We start from the raw sequence: 23,988 nt of genomic DNA, 5'->3' as shown, positions 1-23,988 counted from the left end.
ATTGAATTACATTCCTTGTGAGCGCACAAAAGCACATTCTTGTTATACGATTATCCGCAATGGGAGATGTAGCAATGACTATTCCTGTACTTTCTGCATTACTAAAACAAAACCCACAAATAAAAATTACGGTTTTAACTAGGGCATTTTTTAAACCTATGTTTGCGCAATTAAAAAATGTAGAAGTTTATGAGGCAGATGTAAAAGGGAAGCATAAAGGTGTTCTTGGTTTAAGAAAACTATCTAAAGAGCTTAAGGATTTAGGTATTTCTCAAGTGGCAGATTTACATAACGTTTTACGAAGTAATATTTTAAAAACGTACTTTGTTTTAGGCTCTATTCCTTTTGTTCAGATAAATAAAGGCAGACAAGAAAAAAAGGATTTAACGGCTCTTAAAGTTAAGAACATACAACCTTTAAAAACTACTCCTGAAAGATATGCGGATGTCTTTAGAAAATTAGGGTATACCATAAACCTTTCTAAAGAAAATGTTTTACAAAGAGAGTCTATAGAAGATACTATTGTAAAACTAGTAGGATCTTCTCCAAAAAAATGGATAGGAATTGCACCTTTTGCAGCTTTTAAAGGCAAAATGTATCCTTTAGAATTAATGGAAAGGGTTATAAAAGAAATAGATGCTACAAATGAGAATACTATTTTACTTTTTGGAGGTGGAAAATCGGAAAAAAAGCAACTTCAAAAATTAGAAGAGACTTATTCTAATTGTATAAATATTGCAGGCAATTTGAGTTTTAAAGAAGAACTTACCCTTATTTCTAATCTAGATGTTATGTTGGCCATGGATAGTGGTAACTCACATTTAGCTGCAATGTATGGTGTACCTACAATTACACTTTGGGGGGTTACACATCCTTATGCTGGTTTTGCTCCTTTTGGGCAAGAGATGGAAAATTGTTTAACATCGGATACTAAACAATACCCTTTCTTACCAACATCTGTTTATGGAAATAAATTCCCAGAGGGTTATGAAAGGGTAATGTATACTATAGAACCCAAAAATATAGTTCAAAAAATTGTGGAGACTTTAAGTAAACTACCTCAGGGCAAGACCACAAGGCATTAGAAGTAAAATTAGCATTGATTTCGACGCAAGCGTCGGAGCATTTAAATCTCGATTATCGAGTAAAAGTTAATTTATACACTTTCTGGCTTTAATTCTATACTTTTAAAATATTGTCTTAATTGTGCCATAAACCGGTATTTACGTGCACTTGGAGCAACATCGGTCATGAGTGTTCTAATACCAATAAAAGAGCTCATTAAATAGGTGGCAACGCCTTCACAGTCTACATGCCTATCTATAAAACCATTAAATTTTCCTTTTTGTAATGTCGTAACTAGGTTTACTTCCCATATTTTTAAAACATCGGTTAAATGTTTCATTATGGTATCATTTTTACCGTTAAATTCAGCAATTAAGTTACTTAACATAAAACCAAAGTCCATTTCATTATGAACAGCAGTCTCTAATGCATTATCAAAACAGTTTGTAATTAAATCTAAAGGGTTATCATGGCCTTCTATAGGTTCAATTAACATACTATATACTCTACGTACTATAAGGTTGTCTATAATTTGAACAAAAAAGTCTTCTTTAGAATCATAATGATAATAAAAAGCTCCTTTAGAAAGGGAAAGTTCTTTTAAAATATCGTCTACACTAGTATTATAATATCCTTTTTTGTAAAATAACTCTAGTCCTGTTACTTGCATTCTTTGCATGGTAGCCATGCGTTTTATACTATTACTCATAAGATTTGGGTTTTGGGTTAAACAGACCATTAAGTCTCTATACAAAGAACCGCCGAACTTAGTTTTGCTAGTATTTTAAAAGGTGTATTGTTGTGTAAAATCGTTAAAAAGTAAAAAGCTCGATGAACTACCATTTTCTTCACTATAATTACAAACTACCTAGTTTGTTAAACGGTAGTATAAATAAAATAAACGGTTCTTTTTTAATTTTTAAAAGGGATTTAAAATACAAAAACCCCTAAATTAATAGAGGTTTTGCAAACATTTTTCCTGCCGGGGAAACTACGTAGAAAAAAATTTTTAAGCAACTGTTCCTTGGCAGCTACTACCAGAACCAGCGGTACAACCATAACAATGTTGTGATATAATTATGTTTCTATCATTTAATATATCTTCATTATAATCTTTAATATGCTTTACCTTACTTGCAACCTTTAAATCTAACATTTGGTTAAAATCACAATCATATAACCAACCATCCCAACTTATAGAAATAGTATTGGTACACATAACATTTGCAACAGCAGAAGGGTTATATGCTTCTACTAATGCATACATATAGTCTTCATAATTTTCAGATGCTATTAGGTAGTCTAAAAACCGCGCTATTGGTAAGTTAGTAATTGCAAATAAATTATGAAAATCGATATTAAAATCTTCTTTAAGAGCCTTTTTAAAATCTGCCTGTAAAGCCATTTGGTCTCCTGGTAAATATGCACCAGACGGATTGTAAACCAAATCTAATCGTAAGTCGCTGCCAGGCATACCGTAGCCACGTTCATTTAGTTCTTGTAATGCTTTTATGGACTTGTCAAAAACACCATCACCACGTTGCTTATCTGTTTTTCCACGGGTATAATGTGGCATAGAAGATATAACGTGTACATTATGTTTTTTAAAGAAATCTGGTAAATCGTAGTACTTTTTATTTGCTCTAATTATTGTAAGGTTAGAGCGTACAATAAAATCTTTAATACCAGCTTTTGCGGCTTCTTCTACAAACCAACGAAAGTTAGGGTTCATTTCAGGAGCACCTCCAGTTAAATCTAACGTGTGCGCTCCTGTATTTTTAATTACTTCTAAGCATTGTTGCATGGTCTCACGTGTCATAATCTCTTTACGATCAGGACCAGCATCTACATGACAGTGCTCACAAACTTGGTTACACATATAACCAACATTTATCTGAAGAATTTCTAACTTTTTTGGACGTAAAGGAAAATGACCAATTTTAGCAATATTATCCTTAAAATAAGGGAGTTCTCCATCTGCGAAAATACCTCCATTTAAAATTTCTAGTTGCTTATTAGCTATTGCTAAGTCTTTCCCCTTTGCTTGTAATGATTTTGTAGCCATTTTTTCTAATTAGTAAGAGTAATACATGCTTAGTACTCTATTTAACGTATTACTTTCATTTTAATAAAAATATATTTAAGTTTTTCTTTAGATACTTAGAAGGTTACATAGATAATTTATCATGCTTATTCATCATTTGTACACCGTGTACTAAAGCAGCACCACTTTTTATGGCAGCACCTACATGAACAGCTTCCATCATTTCTTCTTTAGTAATTCCTTTTTGCAAACCATCTTTTGTATACGCATCTATGCAATAAGGACATTTTTCTGTATGTGCTACAGCCAATGCAATTAAAGATTTTTCGCGAGCAGTTAAAGCTCCTTCTTTAAAAACCTCACCATAATAGTCAAAGAATTTTGTTCCTAAATTTTCACTCCATTCGGTTATTTTTCCAAATTTTCTTAAATCTTTTGGGTCGTAGTAAGAATCTGCCATGTTTATTTTTTTATAATTTGATATTCTTTTATAATTGTTTCAAAATCATAAGGTATTCCTTGTAATTTCTTTTCTATTTTGGGTAATATTTCCATGTTATCCCATATACCGGAAACTAAGGTTTTAGTATATTCTACGGGTAAATTATTTTCTTCCATTAGGGAAGAAGCCAGTTTGTAATTGTAATTTAAATACCTATGAGTATAATTTATGCAGCCTTCTATATTTTCTAGAATCATATACCAAACTCTAGAAGTACCATCATTAGCAGGCATGCCTATTACACCGGGGTTTAGCCATAATTTTTCTTTTATGTTAGAATGAAAAGGTAGGCCACAATGTCCTGCAAGAATAACATCAGAATTTAAGCTCTTTATGCTTTCTTCTTTTATTTGGTCTGGAGTAGATTCAAATATAAATTCAGATATATTAGAATAAGAACCATGCACAACGCTAACATTTTTAGAGCCGTATGTAAAAGAAATATGGTGTGGTAAAGTAGCCATCCAATTTAAAGATTCTTTAGATAATTTACTTTGTGCATACGGGTACCATAATTTAGAAAAATTGTCACATCTACTTCCTTGTGTAAAATCACAACCGCAATCTTCTGCTCCTTCAACTAATTGTAATTCTACATTACCTAAAATGCTTAATGCTTTCCACTCTTTAAATAGTTTTATTGTTTCTTCGGGCTGTGCACAATAACCAAGTATATCTCCTGTACAAATACAATTTTCAGGAGCAATACCCTCTTCTTTAGAAACCTCTTTTAAGGCTTGTAATGCTTGTAGGTTGCTGTATACACCACCAAAAATTAGCATTTTGCCTTTATGCTCTCCAAGATGTATTATTTTTTTATCCATGTGGGAATAAAGTATAAGGTTACACAACTAAGAATACCCCAGAAATTAATCCAAAGTAAATCTGCATATTTACCAGTAGTAAAAATTAATTGCTGTGGGAATATTTTAAAAATCAATAAAAAACCAAAAATAACTCCAGCAAAAACACTTAAATGAAAACTAAGTGCTGCTGCTTTTTTATGCCAAAATATAAATACAGGGGTAAGGCCTATGACCATAGTACCGCTTATGGTAGTTGCAGATAGTATTTCTGCATCAAGAAAAACTGGTATAGTGCCTAGAACAGCAATAGCTACCATAGAGCCTCTTCCAAATTTTAAAGTATTTCCAAGATTTAAATCTATAGATAGGAGTTTAGAAAATGAAGAAAAGGTAGAATCTAGTGTAGAAGCAGCTGAGGTTATCATTATAAAATTAATTACAAGTAAAATAACTACACCAAAAGCTTTACCTACTTCTACTGCAGCTTGTCCTTTAAGCCCTGAATACTGGGCATAAACCCCTATTATGCTAAATAAAATAATACAAATTGCCCCTATAAGAGTTGCCCATAAAAAGCTTTTTAAAGTTACTTTAGGACTACTAATAAACCCTCTATCTGTAAGAACAGGATCATGAAAAGGATAACTTAATGACTGTAGTAAAGCTGCAAAGAGTAAATTTAATCCCATTTCAAAAGACCAAGTTCCAGAAGAGATTACTTTAGAGGTTGTAAATGAAGCATCGGAATTAAATATAGCTCCAAGAATAACTACTATTAATACAGAAAATAACCCCATCTGAATTACATCTGTGAAAATGGAGCTACTCATTCCACCTTTTAATACATAGGATAGAGTAAGCGCTGTAAAAACTAAAATAGACCAATAATAACTACTAGTTCCTATAGCACCAAAGTAAGAACCAATTACCATAGTATTGCTCCAAACTTCATTAAACAAACGAAAAGCTATTAATATAGAGAAAACTGCAACGGCACTTTTACCAAATTTTGTGGTTAAAAATTGATGAATGCTTGTATAATTTCCTTTGGTTCTCATTTTATAAATAACAATACCGGCAACAGCAAAGGATGCATAATACGCTGCATAGGCAACACCACCTACCAGACCAAAAGCTAAACCTAAATTAGCGGCATTGGTAATACTCTTTGCAAATATCCAAGAGATTACCAAACTACCCATTAACATAAAGGCATTGGGGGCTTTTTTACGATGCTTAGCCATAAAAAACTGATTGGTATTTTTTGCTAATGGAGACAAGAAAAACAACACCAAACTAGATGTTATTACTAATGCCCATTGAATCCCCTCTATCCCTAAAGGGGACGATTCTATTAGCGTTATAATACCATTGTATTTCATATTTTTTATTTTCTATCGCAATAGTAACAATTCCCCCTTTGGGGATAGAGGGGATTATTACTCATCCCACCATACTTTTACATTTATACTATTACCATTTGTATTAGTAGATGCTTCTGTATAATTGCTATTATTTAAGGCTTCTTCCTCAGCTGGGTAAGGCATACGAACAGGAAGCATATTGTTGTTTAAGCTTGCCGAGATAGTTTTAAGTTGCGGGTAGCCTGTTCTTCTATATTCTATCCACCCTTCATAACCATTTATCATATTAGAAATCCATTTTTGGGTAATAATTTGTTCTATAGGATTTTGCCCGTTTTGCCTATATGCTGCAACAGTAGTAAGGTAATTTGTTGGTAATGTTGTACCCCAATATGCAAATGATTCTTCTACCGCTTGTTCATATAATATCTGTGCATCAGCAGAAATAAGCAATTTTTCTGCGGCTTCTGCAAGTAAAAATTTGGTTTCCCAACTAGTCATAAAATTAGCATTTAAAACTCCAGAGTTCTCTCTAAAAATAGTTCCCGTTAAAGAATAATCTGCTAATGCAATGGAGGTTTGTGAGGCATCAATACCATTTAGTAAACCGTTGTATTTCCCTGTAGTACTATTGCTAAAAGGTCTAAATAATGTAGCAAGCCTAGGGTCGTTTAAATTGGTTAGTATTTCGTCCATTGTTTCTGATAAAACAAAGTTGTTAAAATCGCCAACACGTAATCTTGCTAGTCTAAAATTGTTTGGTTCTCCGTCTGTAAAATCAAATTTTGCATTTTGAGAATTGTTTGCAATGAATTTGTTTTCGGTATATAAAACTTGTATTTGTGCTGCTACATTTTCTTTATCCGAAATACGCATTAAAAATTTTAATTGTAACGATTTTGCAAAACGAACCCATGCATCTAAATCGCCATTAAAAAGAATATCGCCTTCTAAGGTTATAGAACCATTATAGTTTTCTATTGCAGTAATTCCTTTTTCTAAATTATCTAGTATGCCACCTTCTTCTAAGTAAATAGATTCTTGTGTATCATAAGCCGGTGTTACCGTAATGTCTTTCCCTTTAAAAGCTTCGGAATAGGGAACATCACCAAAAATATCGGTAAGTGCACCAGCCATATATGCTTTTAGTATTCTGGAAGGTCCTTCATAAACAGCAAAAGTTTCATTCTCTAAAGCAAGCGTTAGTATTTGTTCGTTATCTCTAAGATTGGTATACAATATTGGCCAAGGATTACCACCAAGTTGTGGTGATTTTAAATCATGACGGTCAAAAAGATTAAAATCTAATGCTGTAGTATACTGCCCCAATAAGTTTCCTGCAGTAAAACCTTCATAAGACATTTGCTCTCCATAATCATAAATTACTTGTCTTAAAAGTAAACTTGGTTGTACGCTAACAGGAGCATTAGGATTCGTATTTATTTCTTTAAAGTCTTTGGTACAAGAAAATACTGTTGCAATAATGCAAAGTGTTATTAGTACTGTATATTTTTTATATATCATTATAGTATCTTAAAAATTAAATCCAGCTTTTATTCCAAAGCTTCTAGTAGTAGCGTACGACATGTCTTCTATACCGCTAATAAATCCTTGTCCTTGAACAGCTAATTGTTCGGGGTCAAAGTGTGGATTCTCTGTTATTGCAAATAAATTTTTTCCTATGAAAGAAACACGTAGAGTAGCGTCATTTTTAAAAACTTTTAAATTATCAAAAGTATAGCCTAGAGAAACCTGACGAAGTTTTAAAAAGGAAGCATCATAGGTATTGTTTTCTTCATGGTTACGGTCATAAAATTGGCGGTAATAACTCTCTGCAGTTACGGCTGTGGTATTAGGTTCATATATTGGACTATCTATTGTACCAACATTAACAACACCTTGAGGAACAATACCTTCTTCTGGTCTAAAAGCCGTTTCTGCTAATTGACCACCAACATTACCTAAGGCGCGTGTTCTAGAAACTATGATTCCGCCTTGTCTCCAATCTAACAAAAAGCCTAAATCCCATTTTTTATAATTAAATTGATTATTGAAACCAAGCATAAAATCTGGATTATAGTTTCCTAATTTTTGTAGATTATTATCTGGAATATAGCGGCCTTCATCTGTTAGGATAAAGTCGCCATTTTCATTTTTTAAATACCCAGTACCATATAAATCTCCAATACGGCCACCTTCTTCTGCCTGTAAAAATACCGTTTGGTTTTGACTGTCGTATATTCTGGAATAAGCCAACGTTAATAGTCCACCGTCTTGTGGCAAGCTCTCTACAGTAGCTCTATTTCTACTAAAATTAAAGGTGATGTTCCAGCTAAAATCTGTAGTAAGAACAGGAGTAGCATTAAGAATAATTTCTACCCCTTTAGAGCGTACCTCCCCGCCATTAACTACTTGTTGTGTAAAGCCCGAAGATATGCCAATAGGTAAAGAAATAATTTGGTCTTTAGTAACCGCGTTATAATAAGAAACGTCTAGGTTTAAACGGTCTTTAAAAAAACGTATATCTGCACCAATCTCAAAAGATGACGTTTGTTCTGGTTTAAGATTTGCATTTGCAATAGTATTCTGGTCGCTAAAAGTGGGCTGCCCATTAAAAGGGGTTTGTGCTACAAAAGCACCTGTAGTTTGGTACGGATTTGTATCATTACCAACTTGTGCCCAACTAGCTCTTAATTTTGCAAAAGAAATTTCTTGTGGTAAATCTACTACCTCAGAAATTATAAAACTTGTAGAAACAGATGGGTAAAAGAAAGATGTATTATCTACAGAAAACGGTGTTGCTAGTGCGCTAGACCAATCGTTTCTTCCAGTAATATCTAAAAATAGAAAGTTCTTATATCCGAATTTGGTTAAACCATAGAAGCTGTTAATTCTTTTTTCCGATGCAAATTCAAACACTTCAATTGGTGATGCTGCATTAGATAGTTTAAAAATTCCTGGTTGTGCTAAACTTGTGGTTTGCGATTGGTTGGTTACTGCTCTTTGGTTCATTCTATTAGCACCTAAAGAAATATCGACTTTAAAATCACCAAATTTGTTTTTATAATTTAGAAGAAAATCGGTATTTATTTCTCTAAAAAAAACATCATGCTCTGCATACGCACCATTACTAAACCTATTAGAACTATATGCACGTTTAAGTTGTCTTAACTCACTAGAATAATCCATTCCTGTGCGTATGGTTGCACTTAAATTATTGGTAACATCATACTTGGCAGAAAGGTTTCCAAAAACTCTATCTCTATTAAAAGAGTTGGTGTTTTCATTTAAGATAAAGTATGGATTATCAAAAAAGGTATAATTAAAAGAATATTGTTGTGTGCCTTCTAAGCCAGGTTGCCAATAATTTTTTAGATTATTAATATTTAAAGAACGAGGTCCCCACGCTACTAAAGAATAATTTACATTCTCGGAGCCATAACCACTAGAAGGCCTATTATCGCTCTGTGAATTTACATAGCTTATAGAAGAATTTATATGTAGTTTTTCTGTGGGCTTAAATCCTAAACGTGCGGCTATGGTTTGGCGATCTAAATTAACTCCTGGAATAATAGACTCGCTTCGTAAATCGGTAAAAGAGAGTCTTAGATTTCCTTTATCAAAATTAGAAGCTATTGCTAAGTTATTTATGGCTGTAGTTCCTGTTTCATAAAAATCTTTAAGATTGTCTGGGTTAGCGTTAAACGGAGTTGCAGTAATTGGCAAACCATTGTAAAGAGCAGTATCACCACCACGTACTACCGTACCATTCGCAAGAGTTACAGGACTATCAAACTGAGGCACTAGGTTACCTGCATTTAATCTAGGTCCCCAACTATAGGTTATATTGTCATTAGTACCTCCACCAAGGCCATCTACATAGGCAAATTGTCCAGAATTACCTTGACCATATTCATTTTGAAAATCTGGTAAACGAAAAGCAGAATCTACGAAGAAACTGGTATTGTAGCTTATACCTAAACCTTTGCTTTTTACACCATTTTTGGTCTGTATTAAAATAACCCCATTAGACGCTCGTGTTCCGTATAATGCAGCAGCACTAGGACCTTTTAAAACAGATACTTCTTCAATATCATCTGGATTTACCTCCATGGCGCCGTTACCAAAATCTATTTCTTGAAAACCTGCAGCAGCTTCATTGGTAAAATTAAAAACAGAATTATTGTTAATAGGAACACCATCTACCACAAAAAGTGGATTGTTATTGGAGAAGGAAGCTTCTCCTCTAATAGTTATTTTAGAAGAAGAACCAACCCCTGTTGCACCTTGGTTAATAGTTACACCAGCCAGTTTTCCGCTTAAATTATCTAGGAAGTTGGCAGATTTCACTTCGGTTACACCTTTTGCATTTATACTTTGTACAGCATAGCCTAGTTCTTTAGTTTCTCTTTTAAAGCCTAAAGCTGTTAAAACTACCTCATCTAATTGTTCTGAAGATTCTTCTAAAACTGCATTTACGATTTCATTATAGTGTATTGGTATTACTTGCGTGGTATACCCTAAGGCAGAGAATTGTAATGCGCCTTGAAAATTAGGAACATCTAAGGCATAAGCACCATTTGTATCTGAGGCAGTTCCTTTTGTGGTTCCTACTAATGTTATATTTACATTAGAAATTGGGTCTCCAAAAATAGTTGTAATAGTTCCGGATATGGTTTGTTGTGAATGGCCTAATGCACTAGCAAATAGGACAAATAAAAGCATTGTATACTTCATTAATAGGTATAAAAATGATTATTTGTAGGGTATAAAGAGCCTACATAGTTATTTATATAAAAGTTTATTGCAATTGTAAGGAAGGGGATCCTTTATTGTAGAAGACTCTTTTTGTAGATGAAATAACAATATTTTGTAAATAGTAGAATATGTTTTTGGCTTCTTGAACAAATTGAAGTAGTAGAATGTAAAATCTAGAATTTCTTAGACTGTATAAAGAAGTTATTGTAAAAACATCTTTTTCGGCATCAATATCTTTAAATGTTTTTAGCTTAAAAATGGTAATTTGAGATGCATTTGCCCAAGAAAAAACTTCCTTTTGTAAGGAATTTGTTTGCCACGATAAATTTTTAAAAAAGCTAGCGTTAAACTGATTTTTAGATAAACCCATAAGGTAAAAACCACCATCTGCAGATAGCCCTAAAACAGTTTTGTTTTCTGAAATTTCTTTAGCCGCTTTAAGTAATTGGCTCGTTGTTAATTGCGGCGTGTCATTACCAATTGTAATAACATTTTCATACCCTAAATTGTAGACCGAGGATATTGCATTCGTAAAACGCTCTCCAAAAGTATTCCCTACTTGTTCTTGTTCTGTAAAATGAAAAAATGGAAGCTTAGACTTAGAAATAGTGTCTAATGTCTTTTTTGTTAAAGCTGAAAACAAAGAAATACCGTTAGCTATTTTTTTGTGCTTTACTTCTTCTATAGAAGATTGCGCAAAAAAAACAATGGCAGTTTGTTTTGAACTTTTAAATTTCATTTCCTTAATTCTAAAGTAAACTTACACAAAAAAAGATGCTTTTACATAGGTCGGCAGCTTCTTTTTTTCATTACAAAAGATAGTTTCTTTTATTTTCTTGTGTTTTTAATTAAGAATAAAGAAAAGACTAGTTAGTTTGTTATAGAAAGTATTTTAAACTTATTTCTTTACTTATAATACGGTAAAGAGAGTTGTTTGTTAGGTAAAAAGTTATTTTGTATTTATTTCTTTAAGCAATAGATACAAAACAAACTACAGGGTTTGTTTTATTTAGAATTATTGGATGTTTTTTAATTATAAAAAGGATAATTTTAGACAAGAATTATAGTAAAATGGCAAAGACAAATACAAATACAGATTTAGGTTTGGTAGGCCTAGTACTTTCTGGAGGAGGCGTTCGTGGACTTGCGCACATAGGTGTAATTAAAGCTATGAAGGAGTATAATATAAATGCCACTACGGTTTCTGGGAGTAGTGCAGGCGCCTTAGTTGGGGCATTGTATGCAAACGGAAATAGTATAGAAGAAATGTTAGATTTTTTTAAAAGCACACCCCTTTTTAAGTATAATTTTTTAACCATGGCCAAGGCTGGGTTTATAGATACAGATAAATATATTTCTCTTTTTAAAAACTACTTTCCAGAAGATTCTTTTGAGGCTTTATCTAAAAAATTATATTTAGTAGCAACTAATTTACAAAAGGGAGAAGAAACCTATTTTTCAACTGGAGAATTAATACGACCATTATTAGCTTCATCTGCTTTGCCTCCAGTTTTTAGCCCCGTAGAAATGAATGGCTATTTATATGCAGATGGCGGAATCATGAATAATTTTCCTATTGAACCTGTTAAGCAAAATTCTAATTTTATTATTGGTAGTAATGCCTCTGTAGTTAGTCCTTTAGAAAAAAAAGATTTAACGAATGCAGTTAAACTAGCCGGAAGAGTTACTGGTTTAATGATATATGCATCCTCTAAAGAAAAACTAAAATCTTGTAACGTAGTGATAGAACCTTTAGAGCTAGAAGAAATTGGTCTTTTAGATAAAAAAGGAATGGACAAAGCCTTTCATATAGGTTACAAACATGCAGTAAAAAAAATAGAAGCGTATTTAGAATCTACACGTCATCAAAATCTACCTTTAGAGTAGGTGTTGTTGGGTGTGCTTGGCAAGTAAGTATTAAGCCTTCTTCAATTTCTCCATCGGTTAAAATCTGATTCTTTACCATTTCTGCTTTACCCTCGGTAACGCGAGCAATACAGCTACTACAAACACCGCCTTGGCAAGAGTAAGGTGCATCTATATTTTCTTTAAGAACGGCATCTAAAACAATTTCTTTCTTATTCATAGATAATGAAAATTCTTCATCATCTACAAGAACAGTTACCTGTGTTTTTCCATCTGCACTTTCACTTACAGGAAGTTCTTCTTTAATTTCGGTACTGGTAAAAAGCTCAAAATGTATTTTATCTTTAGGAACTTCATTTTCTTCTAGTGTAGCAGTTGCCAAAGTAATTAAAGCCTCTGGACCACAAAGGTAATACCCATCAAAAGAAACTTCTTTATGCTTATTTTTTAGTGCATAGTTTATGGTAGAAACATCAATCCTACCAAAAAGAGAGTTCTCCTCTTTAGTTTGGCTATTGGTAAAATACACAAAGAATCGGTTGGCATATTCTAACTGCAGTTTCATTAAATCGGTATAAAACATAGTCTCTTTATACGACTTGTTTCCGTATACCAAAACAAATGTACTATCTGCATTACTGTTTAAAACAGATTTTGCAATACTCATAATAGGAGTAATACCACTACCAGCAGCAATTGCAGCAATGTTTTTTGCAGAAGATGTAGCATTAAAAACAAAACGACCTTCCGGAGCCATTACTTCTAAAACATCACCTTCTTTAAGCTTGGTATTAGCATAGTCGGAGAATCCGCCAGCATCTACTTTTTTTACACCAATAGTAATAGTCTCAATTTTTGGCGAAGAACTTATAGAGTAAGCTCTACGTAACTCTTTTCCTTTAATTTCTTTTTTTATGGTAATGTATTGTCCTGGTACAAAATGAAAAGTTTGTAAATGTTCTTTAGGAATACTAAAGGTTATTGCTACAGAACTTGGAGTTAAAGGTTTTATGTGTTTTACCGTTAGGGGATAAAAATGAGCCATGCTTTACTATTTAAATAAGAATGCAAAATTAAGCAAAGCAAGTAGGTTACTAAAGTAGAATAGTAAAAATATATACCTAAGTTTATTATGCATAAGAAAATTATGTATATATTTGAGGTAAGAAAATTAATACATGAGTAATTCTAAATTATATAAAGGGAGTTTAAATACTATTATTTTAAAACTGTTAGACGAACAGGGTAAAATGTATGGGTATGAGATTACCCAAAAAGTAAAGGCTCTTACCAAAGGAGAGTTACAAATTACCGAAGGCGCTTTGTACCCTGCTTTACATAAACTAGAAGCCGAAGGTTTGTTAGATGTGGAGGTGGCCAAAGTAGATAATCGTTTACGCAAATATTATAAGCTAACAGAAGTAGGAGAAAAAGAAACCATAAACCGCTTGGCAGAACTAGAAGAATTTATACGTAGTATGCAAAATATAGTAAATCCTAATTGGAGTATTAATTAAGAATTAGGGACTATGCGTTTAGTGAAAGAAGACATTCTAAATATAGATAGGTATTTAAAAGACAAGGGTATTAAGTTTTTAGATGTTCGTTACGAACTTATAGATCATTTGGTATCTGAATATGAAGCCATGGAAAATTACCCAGATTTAGAAAGTTTTTTAATAAAACGGGTTGCTTGGTGTAAAAAGGTAGCAGAAGAAAGACGAAAAGCAATACATTGGAAGTATCAAAAGGCTTTACAGCTTAGACTTCTTGGTTTTTTAAAGCAACCATTATTTTATTTTCTATTAGTACTTTGGGCTATTTTTCTAATCCTAATAAATGCAAAAATTAGTAGTACTTTTTATTATGGAATGTTGATGTCTATTTTAATAACTATAGTAGTTTTTCAAGTGGGTTTCTTTTTCTATATGAAAAGAAAAGATGGTTTTAAGAAAAAGGTATTGTCTTATGATACGATATTTAATATATACATCTTGCCACAATTATTTCTCCACCTCCCAACATTTATGAATCCTATTTTAAAAGATAATCCGTTTTGGTGTGGCTTGTTTTTTACAATTGCGTACATAGTCAATATTGCAGCATTATTGGTTACAATGACTAAAAGAAAACAAATAATAGAAGAGTATACATTTCTTAAAAAATATTTTTCATGAAATTAAGCCAATCTCAAATACAGAATATTGAAGACTACTTAGATTATAAGAAGTTAGAACAAGTAGACCTTAGATATGAGGTACAAGATCATATGATTGTTGCGATAGAGCAATCATTAGCAAAGGGTATTTCTTATAAAGAGGCATTAGCTAAAGAGAAAGAGAAATGGGACCCAGAATTGGAAAGTTACTCTTCTTTGTGGTTAAGTCATATAGATGGCCCTAAAATATTGATAAAAAAATGTGATGGCTATAATAAAAAAATGTTTCTAGAAACAATATTAATTACTGGTATTATATACTTTATTATTTCTTTTATTAACTACAATTTTATTGGAGAATCTTTTTACAAGTTTTATGTAATTGCATTGTTTATACCTATGTTGATTTCATTTTATTTATCCTATAAAATAAGAAAATCTAACATAAAGTCTTCTTACCAATATTTATTTAAAACTCAAGATATAGGTTATCTAGGGTCACTAGTGTTTTTTGGTTTAATTATTAGTTTTGATTCCAATTCTTTTTCAACAGAAGTAGAATTATTTGATGTTTATATTACAGTTACACTATATTCCTATGTTTTTTATTTAATCAAATTATATAAGAAACATAATAAAGTTATAGAACAATTAATAGCTTAGTAATGCAACTAAATTAAGCACAAATACAACAAATTTATGCTTTTACTAGCAAGCATTTTGTAGAACATTACGATTTACAAACGGAGCTGATGGCTCATTTAGTTAATGGTATAGAAGAGCAAATTGGTATAAATCCTGAATTAACTTTTAAACAAGCTTTAAATAATGAGTTTAGAAAATTTGGCGTTCATGGTTTTGAAGATGTATGGACTAAAACCTATCCAGAATATAAATTATCTTAAATCTCGTAACAAATTATCCTATTTTTATACTAACAAATAAATTTTTAAACACAAACCATGAAAAAAGTAGTATTAGGTCTTATTTTATTTTTAGCAGTACAGGTACAAGCCCAAGAAAAATCAGCTTTACAAACTAAATCCGAAGAACTTATAAAATTAACAGGTGCAGGAAAAGCTTTTGAAGATGCTATTGCCCAAATAGGAGCAGGTGTTGGTGCAGATAAAAAGGAAGCTTATAAAAAAGAAGCGGAAGGCACTTTAGTAGAAATATATGATAAGTTAGGGGCATTATATGCAGAAGAATTTACAGAAGAAGAAATAGATTCTTTAATTAGTTTTTACCATACAGATTTAGGTAAAAAACTAAGTATAAAACAATTATTAATTAGTCAAAAAGCAATGATGATTGGACAATCTTGGGGAATGAAGGTTGGCGGGATAGCACAAAAATACGCACAGTAATATTGTTTTTATTTTAGTTTCATAAATTCAATTTTCAACGTACAAGGACTAAGCACTTTTAAAAGTGCTTAGTCCTTTCTTTTTATAGAAGCCTATAAATCATAAAAATAAAGTGCATTTTACCGACCAACGGTATAATAATATGGTTGTTTTTTAGTTTAAGTTAGGTACGAATACAGATAATTTTGAAGCTTCAACATAAATTAATACTTACAGCTATATTAGCGGGAATAGGATTTAACTCTTGTTCTACTAAAAAAGATGCCTTTTTAAATAGAAACTGGCATGCCTTAAATACCAAGTATAATACGTTATACAATGGTAATATTGCTTTTGAGGAAGGAAGAGAAACTTTGAACACTAATTACCAAGACGATTACTGGGAAATATTACCCATAGAGCGTATGGAGGTAAGTGGAGAAATAAAGTTAGACTCAGAAGATAACAATCCAAATTTTATTATTGCCGAAGAAAAAGCTACAAAAGCCATACAAAAACACAGTATGGACATTAAAGACATTGAGAGAAATCCGCAAACAGATGAGGCTTTTCTACTTTTAGGAAAAGCAAGATATTTTGATGAACGCTATATTCCTGCTTTAGAAGCTTTTAATTATATACTTAGAAAATACCCAGCTAGTGATAAACTTAGTGAAGCCCGCATTTGGAGAGAAAAAGTAAATATTCGTTTAGAAAATGATGATTTGGCGGTTAAAAACTTAAAAAACTTAATGAAGTATGATAAGTTAAAAGACCAAGAATATGCAGATGCCCGTGCTATGTTGGCACAAGCATATATTAATTTAAATGCACCAGATACTGCAATTCAGCAATTAAAAATAGCATCGCACTATACTAAAAAGAACCCAGAAAAAGGTCGTTACTACTATATCATAGGACAATTATATAATCAATTAGGTCATAAAGACAGTGCAAACTATGCTTTTGATAAGATTATAGATTTAAACAGAAAATCTCCTAGAGTGTATATGATAAATGCGCACCTAAAAAAAATTCAGAATATAGAATTAACAGGAGAAAATGAGGAAGAACTTTTAAAATACCTTATTAAGTTAGAGGAGAATAGAGAAAACAGACCTTTTTTAGATAAAATTTATCGCCAAAAAGCAGAGTATTATTTAGCAACAGAATCGGATAGTTTGGCAATTGTATATTTTAATAAATCGCTTAGAAGAACACAAAACAAGCCTAAATTAAATGCTTTAAACTATGAAAATTTAGCGGAATATAATTTCGATTTAAATTCTTATAAAAATGCAGGAGCATATTATGATAGTGTGCTTACTAATGTACCAGAAAACACTAAAAAATATCGTACTATAAAAAAGAAGCTAGACAATTTAGAAGATGTTATAAAGTATGAAGATGTTGTACATTATGCAGATAGTGTTATTACGGTTTATGATATGCCTAAAGACAAGCAAATAGCATATTATGGTAACTATATTGAAGAATTAAAGAAAGCCAAAGAAGAAGAAGAAAAAAAGGCAAAACAAAAATTAACAGATGGTTTTGCTGCGTTTAGCGAAAGTAAAGGAGGCAAGGAAAATAAAGGCAATTTTTATTTTTACAATATTACTAGCTTAGGATATGGTAAGAACGATTTTAAGAATAAATGGGGGACAAGAAAGCTAGAAGATAATTGGCGTTGGAGTAATAAAAATACAACAGTTATAGAGGACAATTCTGGGGATATTGTGGCTAACAATAATAGCAGGTCTTTAGATCCAACAGAAGAGGAAAAATTTTCGATAGATTTTTATATGAAACAAATTCCAACAGATGTTTCTATAATAGATAGCCTTAAAACAGGAAGAAATTTTGCAAACTACCAATTAGGACTAATCTATAAAGAGAAATTTAAAGAGAACCTTTTAGCTGCTGGTAAATTAGAGGGCGTGTTAAACTCTAATCCAGAAGAAAGATTAATATTACCTTCTAAATATAATTTGTATAAGATATACGAAGAAGAAGGTAGCTTTTTAGCAGAATCTATGAAGCAGAATATAATTAGTAATCATGGAGATTCTCGTTACGCAGAAATAGTATTAAATCCAGAAGCAGTATTGGCGGGTAATTTAGACAGTCCAGATGTGCGTTATGCAGCATTATATAAAAAATACCAAAGCCAAGAGTTTTTACAAGTAATAACAGGAGCAGAAGAAAATATTAGCAAGTTTACAGGAGACCCTATAGTTCCAAAGTTTGAAATGCTTAAAGCAAATGCCATTGGAAGGTTACAAGGTTTTGTAAACTTTAAAGAAGCCCTAAATTATGTTGCTCTTACCTATCCTAATAACCCTGAAGGGAAAAAGGCAGAGCAAATGATTGCAGAGCATTTACCTAAGTTAGAAGAAAAAGAATTCTCTTCAGAAATAGGTGCTACAGGAACAGGAAACTGGAAAGTAGTATTCCCTTTTAAAAGAAATAATAATGACGAAGCTTTAGTTTTAAAAGAACTTTTAGAAAAATCTATAAAAGATTTACGATATAAGAATGTAGTTTCTAAAGATATTTATAACTTAGAAGACCAATTTGTGGTAGTGCATGGTTTTAAATCTAAAGAATTTGCTTTAGGTTACGCAGAGCTACTAAAAAATAATAAAGACTATAAAGTTACCAATGAGAATTTTGTAATTTTATCTTCTAACTATAAAGTAACACAAGTACATAAGAATTTAACAGATTATAAAAAGTCTCTTTTAACCCCAAAACCCTAAATTAATGTTTTCAGATAAACAAAAACCTAGAACTATGAACGAAATAGGAGGACAGCCTAACAGAATTGAAAAAAACACTAAAATAAAAGGAGATATTGTATCTGAAGCAGATTTTAGGATAGATGGTAAGCTAGATGGTAATGTTACTACTTCCGGTAAAGTTGTTATAGGTAAAGATGGTTATATCCACGGGAAAGTAGAATGTGTAAATGCAGATATAGAAGGTAATTTTAACGGAGAACTTTTAGTTTCAGACTTACTTTCTTTAAAATCATCTGCAGTAATAGAAGGTACTGTTTCTGTGTCTAAATTAGCAGTAGAGCCTGGAGCTACATTTAATGCGTCTTGTACAATGAAAGGTAAAGGAGGTTTTAGCAAGCAACCTGTTAACAGCGCAAATAATGGAGCAGCAAAAGCCTCTTAAGAAAGACAAGAGAGCTTTACGCACAGCTACAAAACTTTCTGGCATAGGTATACAAATGGGTGTAACTATCTATTTGGGTAATTTGTTAGGCGCTTGGCTAGACCAAAAATTTAACACTACCTTTTTAGAAATTTCAATAACTTTGTTGTCTATATTTTTATCTACTTATCTTTTAATAGTTAAGGCTAAGAAACTTAATACCTAAACAAGTTGTTAAAATCTTTTATCCAATATAGTATTGTTTTTACGATACTTTTTTTTGTAGCAAAGCATACACATTTATATTTTATAAAGGATTCTATTTCTTTTTCATTAGGAAAAATGTATTTGTACCATTATATCTTCTCTTTAGGTATATGTTTGTTTTTTGGGTATTTGGCATTTTCTAATATTTTAGAAAACCAATTGGGTTTAATTTACCTAGCGGCACTATTTTTAAAAATAATTTTCTTTGTTATTATTTTTAAAGATGTAATTCTTAGTGAAACTCCAATACCAAGAATAGAAAGGGTTTATATGCTGTTTCCACTAATTTTATTTTTATCTGTTGAGGTGTTATTTATCTCAAGAATATTAAGGCGTTTGTGACAAATAAAGAATAAAGTAAAAAAGTATTTGATATTTATTAATAATAACTACCTTTGCGCAAAATTTTAAGGGAGTAAATTTTTCGAATTATTTATAATGAATATAGCATCAAAATACTTTAGTAAATTAGCTTTATTAATTATCCTTATGTCTTCATTTCAAGGATTTTCTATATCTGAGGAAGAAAAAGACAATCATTCTAAAGAAATAGGGGGGCAGGTAGATACTAAGGAAGAAATTAATGATTATATAGCACATCACCTTAAAGATGCACACGATTTTCACTTATTCTCATATACAAGTGATTCAGGAGAGCGTAAGCATGTAGGTTTTTCTCTTCCAGTAATTATTTGGTCTAGTAAAGGTTTGGTTTCTTTTATGTCATCAGAATTTCATCATGATGATGCTGGGCATACAATTGTAGAGAAAAACGGATTAAAATTCACAAAAATACATAGTAAAATTTATGAGTTAGATGCTAATGCAACCGCCGTAAGTTTTGATGATGAACACCACGCAACTAATGCGCATAAGGTTTTAGATTTTTCTATTACAAAAAGTGTTTTTGGAATATTAATAGCAGGGTTGTTAATGTTCTTAGGGTTTTTCTCTTTAGCAAAAGGATATAAGAAGGGTGCTATTCCTACTGGAATAGGTCGTGTTTTAGAACCTCTAGTAATATATGTAAGAGACGAAATTGCAAGACCTAATATTGGTGAAAAAAAATACAAGAAGTTTATGCCTTACTTATTAACGGTATTCTTCTTTATATGGATATTAAACTTAATAGGATTAACACCTTTAGGTTTTAATGTAACAGGACAAATAGCAATAACAGTATGCCTAGCATTATTTACTTTAGTAATATACATGACAAATGGTTCTAAAGATTTTTGGGCACATACCTTATGGATGCCGGGAGTTCCTTATATTTTAAGACCAGTATTAGCTTTTTTAGAATTAGTAGGATTTATTCTTATTAAACCATTCTCATTATTAGTGCGTTTATTTGCAAACATTACGGCAGGGCACTCTGTTGTTATGGGTATTGCAGCACTTATGATATTGCTAAAAGCACAGTTTGGAACAGCAGGGGCAACAGGAATATCATTTTTCTTAACCTTATTTTTAATGGTTATAGAAGTTTTAGTAGCTTTTTTACAAGCGTTTATTTTTACGATGCTATCTGCCCTTTTTATTGGAATGGCAGTAGAAGAACACGATCATGCACATGATCATTAATTTAGGATTTGTTTAATTAATTATATAAAAATCAAATAGTATGTACAATTTAATTGGAGCAGGATTAATCGTAATCGGTGGAGGTATCGGATTAGGTCAAATTGGAGGTAAAGCAATGGAAGGTATTGCTCGTCAGCCAGAGGCTGCTGGTAAAATCCAAACAGCAATGATTATCATCGGAGCATTATTAGAAGGTCTAGCATTCGGTGCTTTACTTTTAGGAAAATAATTCCGAAGAAAGTTAAAAAAGAAACATCATCTGCAACGGTTGGTTGCAGAGGTGTTTTTAAATGATTAAACAAAATTAGAATAGATATATGGATATTTTTAACGATTTTTCTATAGGCTTGTTTGCAATGCAAGCTTTTATCTTAATAGTATTAATTTTTTTATTAGGAAAATTTGCTTGGAAACCAATTCTTAATGCAATAGAAGGCCGTGAAGAAGGTATTAAAGATGCCTTAGAAGCAGCTGAAAATGCTAAGAAAGAAATGCAAAATTTGCAAGCAGATAACGATAGGTTATTAAAAGAAGCTCGTGCAGAAAGAGAAGCTATGCTTAAAGAAGCAAGAGAAATCAAAGATAAAATGATTTCTGATTCTAAAGAACAAGCACAATTAGAAGGTGATAAAATTATTAAGCAAGCACAGGCTGCTATAGAAGGGGAGAAAAAAGCAGCATTGGCAGATATTAAAAACCAAGTTGGTAGCCTTTCTGTAGAAATTGCAGAGAAAGTAATAAAAGAGCAGTTATCGGATAAAGACAAGCAGCTAAAATTAGTTGAAGGTTTATTAGGAGATATTAAATTGAATTAATAGAAGATGAGCAATTCAAGAGCAGCCGTTCGTTACGCCAAAGCAATTTTAGACCTTGCAGTAGATAATACATCTGTGGATGCAGTGGAAGCAGATATGCGTTCTATAGTTAGTACTATTGCAGAAAGCAAAGAATTGCGAGATTTATTAGAGAGCCCTGTAGTTAGTGGAGAAACTAAGAAAAGTACATTATTGGCAGTTTTTAGCGGAAGTAACACTATTACAGAAGGAGCTATATCTAATTTAATAGCAAATAAAAGAATCTCTATATTAAATGAGGTTGCTTTAAAATATATAATACTTAACGAGCAGTTAAAAGGTAAAGATGTAGCGTATGTAACTACAGCAGTTCCTTTAACAGCAGATTTAGAAAAGAAAGTATTAGAGAAAGTAACAAAGTTAACGGGTAAAGAAGTTACCTTAGAAAACAAAATTGATGAGAGTATTCTTGGAGGTTTTGTGTTACGTGTAGGCGATTTGCAATATGATGCTAGTATCGCTAATAAATTAAATAATTTACAAAGAGAATTTACAAGTAGTCTATAATATATTTTCGGATTTTTAGAAATCCAGAACCTTATATCTAAAACAAATGGCAGGAGTAAAAGCCGCTGAAGTATCAGCAATTTTAAAGAAACAATTATCAGGATTTGACGCTACAGCTTCATTGGATGAAGTAGGGACAGTATTACAAGTGGGTGATGGTATCGCACGTGTATACGGTTTATCTAATGCACAGTATGGAGAACTAGTTGAATTCGAAGGAGGTTTAAAAGGAATCGTTCTTAACTTAGAAGAAGATAACGTTGGTGTAGTACTTTTAAGTCCATCTAGAGACGTTAAAGAAGGATCTGTTGTTAAACGTACACAAACTATTGCATCTGTAAACGTAGGTGAAGGTATTGTAGGTCGTGTTGTAAATACTTTAGGTCTTCCTATAGATGGTAAAGGACCTATTTCTGGTAAAACGTATGAAATGCCATTAGAGCGTAAAGCTCCTGGAGTTATTTATCGTGAACCTGTAACAGAGCCATTACAAACTGGTATTAAAGCAATTGATGCTATGATTCCTGTAGGTAGAGGACAACGTGAGTTGGTTATTGGTGACCGTCAAACAGGTAAAACTACCGTTTGTATTGATACCATCTTAAACCAAAAAGAATTTTACGATGCTGGGGAACCAGTATATTGTATATATGTTGCTATTGGCCAAAAAGCTTCTACGGTTGCAGCCATTGCACAAACATTAGAAGATAAAGGAGCATTAGCATATACCACTATAGTTGCTGCAAATGCATCTGACCCTGCACCAATGCAGGTTTATGCACCTATGACAGGAGCAGCTATTGGAGAGTATTTCCGTGATACTGGTCGTCCTGCATTAATTATTTATGATGATTTATCTAAGCAAGCAGTTGCATATAGAGAGGTTTCTTTATTATTAAGAAGACCACCAGGACGTGAGGCATATCCTGGAGATGTATTCTATCTTCACTCTAGATTATTAGAGCGTTCTGCAAAAGTTATTGCAGATGATGATATTGCAAAAGATATGAATGATTTGCCAGATGTTTTAAAACCAATAGTAAAAGGTGGTGGTTCTTTAACTGCATTACCTATTATTGAAACACAGGCGGGTGATGTTTCTGCATATATTCCTACCAATGTAATTTCTATTACAGATGGTCAAATTTTCTTAGAACAAGATTTATTTAACCAAGGGGTTCGTCCAGCAATTAACGTAGGTATATCTGTATCTCGTGTTGGTGGTAATGCACAGATAAAATCTATGAAGAAAGTATCTGGAACATTAAAACTAGATCAAGCACAATTCCGTGAACTAGAAGCGTTCGCTAAATTTGGTTCTGATTTGGATGCAGCTACCTTAAATGTAATTGAAAAAGGTCGTCGTAATGTTGAGATATTAAAGCAAGCGCAAAATGATCCTTTTACTGTAGAAGATCAAGTTGCTATTATCTATGCAGGTTCTAAGAACTTGTTAAGAGATGTTCCTGTAGATAAAGTGAAAGAATTTGAAAGAGATTTTATTGAGTTTTTAAATGCGAAGCATAGAGGTGTTTTAGATACCTTAAAGTCAGGAAAACTTACCGATGAAGTAACAGATACATTGAGTGCTGTTTGTAAAGAAATGTCGGCGAAATATAAAAACTAGTACTGAGTATTAAGTACAAAGTATTGAGTACAAAATAATTTAGATAGTAGCTAAACTACTTTGTACTCATTACTT

At 32.0% G+C, this 23,988-nt stretch carries 25 protein-coding genes; 16 read left to right on the top strand and 9 right to left on the bottom strand.

Annotated features, from left to right (window positions below; translation table 11 throughout):
• Positions 1-17: 17 nt before the first annotated feature.
• Positions 18-1,085: a glycosyltransferase family 9 protein gene (locus Q0945_RS03865; RefSeq protein ID WP_299430958.1), complete on the top strand. Its 1,068-nt coding sequence runs from the start codon at positions 18-20 to the stop codon at positions 1,083-1,085.
• A 71-nt stretch (positions 1,086-1,156) separates the two neighbouring features.
• Here Q0945_RS03865 and Q0945_RS03860 read toward each other — a convergent pair whose 3' ends face one another.
• The 8 genes from Q0945_RS03860 to Q0945_RS03825 all read right to left on the bottom strand — a co-directional run bounded on the left by Q0945_RS03860 (position 1,157) and on the right by Q0945_RS03825 (position 11,278).
• Complete coding sequence (locus Q0945_RS03860; RefSeq protein ID WP_299430956.1) at positions 1,157-1,774, bottom strand: TetR/AcrR family transcriptional regulator; 618 nt, start codon at positions 1,772-1,774, stop codon at positions 1,157-1,159.
• A 300-nt stretch (positions 1,775-2,074) separates the two neighbouring features.
• The gene (arsS, locus tag Q0945_RS03855) at positions 2,075-3,130 is read right to left on the bottom strand and encodes an arsenosugar biosynthesis radical SAM (seleno)protein ArsS (RefSeq protein ID WP_299430954.1); all 1,056 of its coding nucleotides are present in this window, start codon (positions 3,128-3,130) and stop codon (positions 2,075-2,077) included.
• A 103-nt stretch (positions 3,131-3,233) separates the two neighbouring features.
• Positions 3,234-3,569, bottom strand: coding sequence for an arsenosugar biosynthesis-associated peroxidase-like protein (locus Q0945_RS03850; protein WP_121064259.1), 336 nt, complete (start codon positions 3,567-3,569; stop codon positions 3,234-3,236).
• A gap of 2 nt (positions 3,570-3,571) precedes the next feature.
• Positions 3,572-4,435 carry a metallophosphoesterase family protein gene (locus Q0945_RS03845; protein ID WP_299430952.1) on the bottom strand — a complete coding sequence of 288 codons (864 nt, stop codon included), beginning with the start codon at positions 4,433-4,435 and terminating at the stop codon, positions 3,572-3,574.
• Positions 4,420-5,799 carry a sodium:solute symporter gene (locus Q0945_RS03840; RefSeq protein ID WP_299430950.1) on the bottom strand — a complete coding sequence of 460 codons (1,380 nt, stop codon included), beginning with the start codon at positions 5,797-5,799 and terminating at the stop codon, positions 4,420-4,422. Before Q0945_RS03840 ends, Q0945_RS03845 begins: the two co-directional genes overlap by 16 nt.
• A 57-nt stretch (positions 5,800-5,856) precedes the next feature.
• Positions 5,857-7,305, bottom strand: coding sequence for a SusD/RagB family nutrient-binding outer membrane lipoprotein (locus Q0945_RS03835; protein ID WP_299430948.1), 1,449 nt, complete (start codon positions 7,303-7,305; stop codon positions 5,857-5,859).
• Positions 7,306-7,314: 9 nt separating this feature from the next.
• A complete protein-coding gene (locus Q0945_RS03830) occupies positions 7,315-10,518 on the bottom strand; it encodes a SusC/RagA family TonB-linked outer membrane protein (protein ID WP_299430946.1) in 3,204 nt (1,067 codons plus the stop codon).
• 64 nt (positions 10,519-10,582) lie between these two features.
• Positions 10,583-11,278: a DUF2064 domain-containing protein gene (locus Q0945_RS03825; protein ID WP_299430944.1), complete on the bottom strand. Its 696-nt coding sequence runs from the start codon at positions 11,276-11,278 to the stop codon at positions 10,583-10,585.
• Positions 11,279-11,610: 332 nt separating this feature from the next.
• On the opposite strand from Q0945_RS03825, the gene Q0945_RS03820 reads away from it, so the two are divergent.
• The gene (locus Q0945_RS03820; RefSeq protein ID WP_299430942.1) at positions 11,611-12,426 is read left to right on the top strand and encodes a patatin-like phospholipase family protein; all 816 of its coding nucleotides are present in this window, start codon (positions 11,611-11,613) and stop codon (positions 12,424-12,426) included.
• On the opposite strand, the gene Q0945_RS03815 is transcribed toward Q0945_RS03820, so the two are convergent.
• Positions 12,395-13,450, bottom strand: a complete 1,056-nt coding sequence (locus tag Q0945_RS03815) for a ferredoxin--NADP reductase (protein WP_299430940.1) — start codon at positions 13,448-13,450, stop codon at positions 12,395-12,397. The two genes, Q0945_RS03820 and Q0945_RS03815, sit on opposite strands and share 32 nt — an antisense overlap.
• 133 nt (positions 13,451-13,583) lie before the next feature.
• On the opposite strand from Q0945_RS03815, the gene Q0945_RS03810 reads away from it, so the two are divergent.
• From Q0945_RS03810 to atpA, 14 genes are all read left to right on the top strand, one after another.
• A complete protein-coding gene (locus tag Q0945_RS03810) occupies positions 13,584-13,922 on the top strand; it encodes a helix-turn-helix transcriptional regulator (protein ID WP_299430938.1) in 339 nt (112 codons plus the stop codon).
• A gap of 12 nt (positions 13,923-13,934) precedes the next feature.
• On the top strand, positions 13,935-14,582 hold the full coding sequence (locus tag Q0945_RS03805; RefSeq protein ID WP_299430936.1) for a hypothetical protein: 648 nt from the start codon (positions 13,935-13,937) through the stop codon (positions 14,580-14,582).
• Entirely contained in the window at positions 14,579-15,226 is a 648-nt protein-coding gene (locus tag Q0945_RS03800; RefSeq protein WP_299430934.1) for a hypothetical protein, read from the top strand. The genes Q0945_RS03805 and Q0945_RS03800 overlap by 4 nt, the downstream gene beginning before the upstream one ends.
• An 89-nt stretch (positions 15,227-15,315) precedes the next feature.
• A complete protein-coding gene (locus tag Q0945_RS03795; protein ID WP_299430932.1) occupies positions 15,316-15,468 on the top strand; it encodes a hypothetical protein in 153 nt (50 codons plus the stop codon).
• Positions 15,469-15,525: 57 nt separating this feature from the next.
• Positions 15,526-15,930, top strand: a complete 405-nt coding sequence (locus tag Q0945_RS03790; RefSeq protein ID WP_299430930.1) for a DUF2059 domain-containing protein — start codon at positions 15,526-15,528, stop codon at positions 15,928-15,930.
• Between the two features lie 185 nt (positions 15,931-16,115).
• Positions 16,116-18,671 (top strand): hypothetical protein, encoded by a 2,556-nt coding sequence (locus tag Q0945_RS03785; RefSeq protein WP_299430928.1) that lies wholly within the window; start codon positions 16,116-16,118, stop codon positions 18,669-18,671.
• 4 nt (positions 18,672-18,675) lie between these two features.
• Positions 18,676-19,095: a polymer-forming cytoskeletal protein gene (locus tag Q0945_RS03780; protein ID WP_299430927.1), complete on the top strand. Its 420-nt coding sequence runs from the start codon at positions 18,676-18,678 to the stop codon at positions 19,093-19,095.
• Positions 19,073-19,300 carry an AtpZ/AtpI family protein gene (locus Q0945_RS03775; protein ID WP_299430925.1) on the top strand — a complete coding sequence of 76 codons (228 nt, stop codon included), beginning with the start codon at positions 19,073-19,075 and terminating at the stop codon, positions 19,298-19,300. The genes Q0945_RS03780 and Q0945_RS03775 overlap by 23 nt, the downstream gene beginning before the upstream one ends.
• Positions 19,301-19,305: 5 nt before the next feature.
• Positions 19,306-19,683 (top strand): DUF6168 family protein, encoded by a 378-nt coding sequence (locus Q0945_RS16110; protein WP_366135765.1) that lies wholly within the window; start codon positions 19,306-19,308, stop codon positions 19,681-19,683.
• 96 nt (positions 19,684-19,779) lie between these two features.
• Positions 19,780-20,925 (top strand): F0F1 ATP synthase subunit A, encoded by a 1,146-nt coding sequence (gene atpB / locus Q0945_RS03770; protein ID WP_299430923.1) that lies wholly within the window; start codon positions 19,780-19,782, stop codon positions 20,923-20,925.
• Positions 20,926-20,965: 40 nt separating this feature from the next.
• On the top strand, positions 20,966-21,154 hold the full coding sequence (gene atpE / locus Q0945_RS03765; protein ID WP_053973883.1) for an ATP synthase F0 subunit C: 189 nt from the start codon (positions 20,966-20,968) through the stop codon (positions 21,152-21,154).
• A gap of 88 nt (positions 21,155-21,242) precedes the next feature.
• A complete protein-coding gene (locus Q0945_RS03760) occupies positions 21,243-21,740 on the top strand; it encodes a F0F1 ATP synthase subunit B (protein ID WP_299430921.1) in 498 nt (165 codons plus the stop codon).
• Positions 21,741-21,746: 6 nt separating this feature from the next.
• Complete coding sequence (gene atpH / locus Q0945_RS03755) at positions 21,747-22,286, top strand: ATP synthase F1 subunit delta (RefSeq protein WP_299430919.1); 540 nt, start codon at positions 21,747-21,749, stop codon at positions 22,284-22,286.
• Between the two features lie 46 nt (positions 22,287-22,332).
• The gene (atpA, locus tag Q0945_RS03750) at positions 22,333-23,913 is read left to right on the top strand and encodes a F0F1 ATP synthase subunit alpha (RefSeq protein ID WP_299430917.1); all 1,581 of its coding nucleotides are present in this window, start codon (positions 22,333-22,335) and stop codon (positions 23,911-23,913) included.
• The last annotated feature ends 75 nt before the right edge of the window (positions 23,914-23,988 follow it).

The organism is uncultured Maribacter sp. (assembly GCF_947500405.1).
Classification (GTDB): Bacteria; Bacteroidota; Bacteroidia; order Flavobacteriales; family Flavobacteriaceae; genus Maribacter_B.
This window is presented reverse-complemented; position numbering and strand designations above follow the sequence as displayed.

Bases quoted from the DNA above. Each gene is read 5' to 3' on its own strand.
- Q0945_RS03860 (WP_299430956.1), bottom strand. From the start codon at position 1,774: ATGAGTAATAGTATAAAACGCATGGCTACCATGCAAAGAATGCAAGTA.
- arsS (WP_299430954.1), bottom strand. From the start codon at position 3,130: ATGGCTACAAAATCATTACAAGCAAAGGGGAAAGACTTAGCAATAGCT.
- Q0945_RS03850 (WP_121064259.1), bottom strand. From the start codon at position 3,569: ATGGCAGATTCTTACTACGACCCAAAAGATTTAAGAAAATTTGGAAAA.
- Q0945_RS03845 (WP_299430952.1), bottom strand. From the start codon at position 4,435: ATGGATAAAAAAATAATACATCTTGGAGAGCATAAAGGCAAAATGCTA.
- Q0945_RS03840 (WP_299430950.1), bottom strand. From the start codon at position 5,799: ATGAAATACAATGGTATTATAACGCTAATAGAATCGTCCCCTTTAGGG.
- Q0945_RS03835 (WP_299430948.1), bottom strand. From the start codon at position 7,305: ATGATATATAAAAAATATACAGTACTAATAACACTTTGCATTATTGCA.
- Q0945_RS03830 (WP_299430946.1), bottom strand. From the start codon at position 10,518: ATGAAGTATACAATGCTTTTATTTGTCCTATTTGCTAGTGCATTAGGC.
- Q0945_RS03825 (WP_299430944.1), bottom strand. From the start codon at position 11,278: ATGAAATTTAAAAGTTCAAAACAAACTGCCATTGTTTTTTTTGCGCAA.
- Q0945_RS03820 (WP_299430942.1), top strand. From the start codon at position 11,611: ATGGCAAAGACAAATACAAATACAGATTTAGGTTTGGTAGGCCTAGTA.
- Q0945_RS03815 (WP_299430940.1), bottom strand. From the start codon at position 13,450: ATGGCTCATTTTTATCCCCTAACGGTAAAACACATAAAACCTTTAACT.
- Q0945_RS03810 (WP_299430938.1), top strand. From the start codon at position 13,584: ATGAGTAATTCTAAATTATATAAAGGGAGTTTAAATACTATTATTTTA.
- Q0945_RS03805 (WP_299430936.1), top strand. From the start codon at position 13,935: ATGCGTTTAGTGAAAGAAGACATTCTAAATATAGATAGGTATTTAAAA.
- Q0945_RS03800 (WP_299430934.1), top strand. From the start codon at position 14,579: ATGAAATTAAGCCAATCTCAAATACAGAATATTGAAGACTACTTAGAT.
- Q0945_RS03795 (WP_299430932.1), top strand. From the start codon at position 15,316: ATGGCTCATTTAGTTAATGGTATAGAAGAGCAAATTGGTATAAATCCT.
- Q0945_RS03790 (WP_299430930.1), top strand. From the start codon at position 15,526: ATGAAAAAAGTAGTATTAGGTCTTATTTTATTTTTAGCAGTACAGGTA.
- Q0945_RS03780 (WP_299430927.1), top strand. From the start codon at position 18,676: ATGTTTTCAGATAAACAAAAACCTAGAACTATGAACGAAATAGGAGGA.
- Q0945_RS03775 (WP_299430925.1), top strand. From the start codon at position 19,073: ATGGAGCAGCAAAAGCCTCTTAAGAAAGACAAGAGAGCTTTACGCACA.
- atpB (WP_299430923.1), top strand. From the start codon at position 19,780: ATGAATATAGCATCAAAATACTTTAGTAAATTAGCTTTATTAATTATC.
- atpE (WP_053973883.1), top strand. From the start codon at position 20,966: ATGTACAATTTAATTGGAGCAGGATTAATCGTAATCGGTGGAGGTATC.
- Q0945_RS03760 (WP_299430921.1), top strand. From the start codon at position 21,243: ATGGATATTTTTAACGATTTTTCTATAGGCTTGTTTGCAATGCAAGCT.
- atpH (WP_299430919.1), top strand. From the start codon at position 21,747: ATGAGCAATTCAAGAGCAGCCGTTCGTTACGCCAAAGCAATTTTAGAC.
- atpA (WP_299430917.1), top strand. From the start codon at position 22,333: ATGGCAGGAGTAAAAGCCGCTGAAGTATCAGCAATTTTAAAGAAACAA.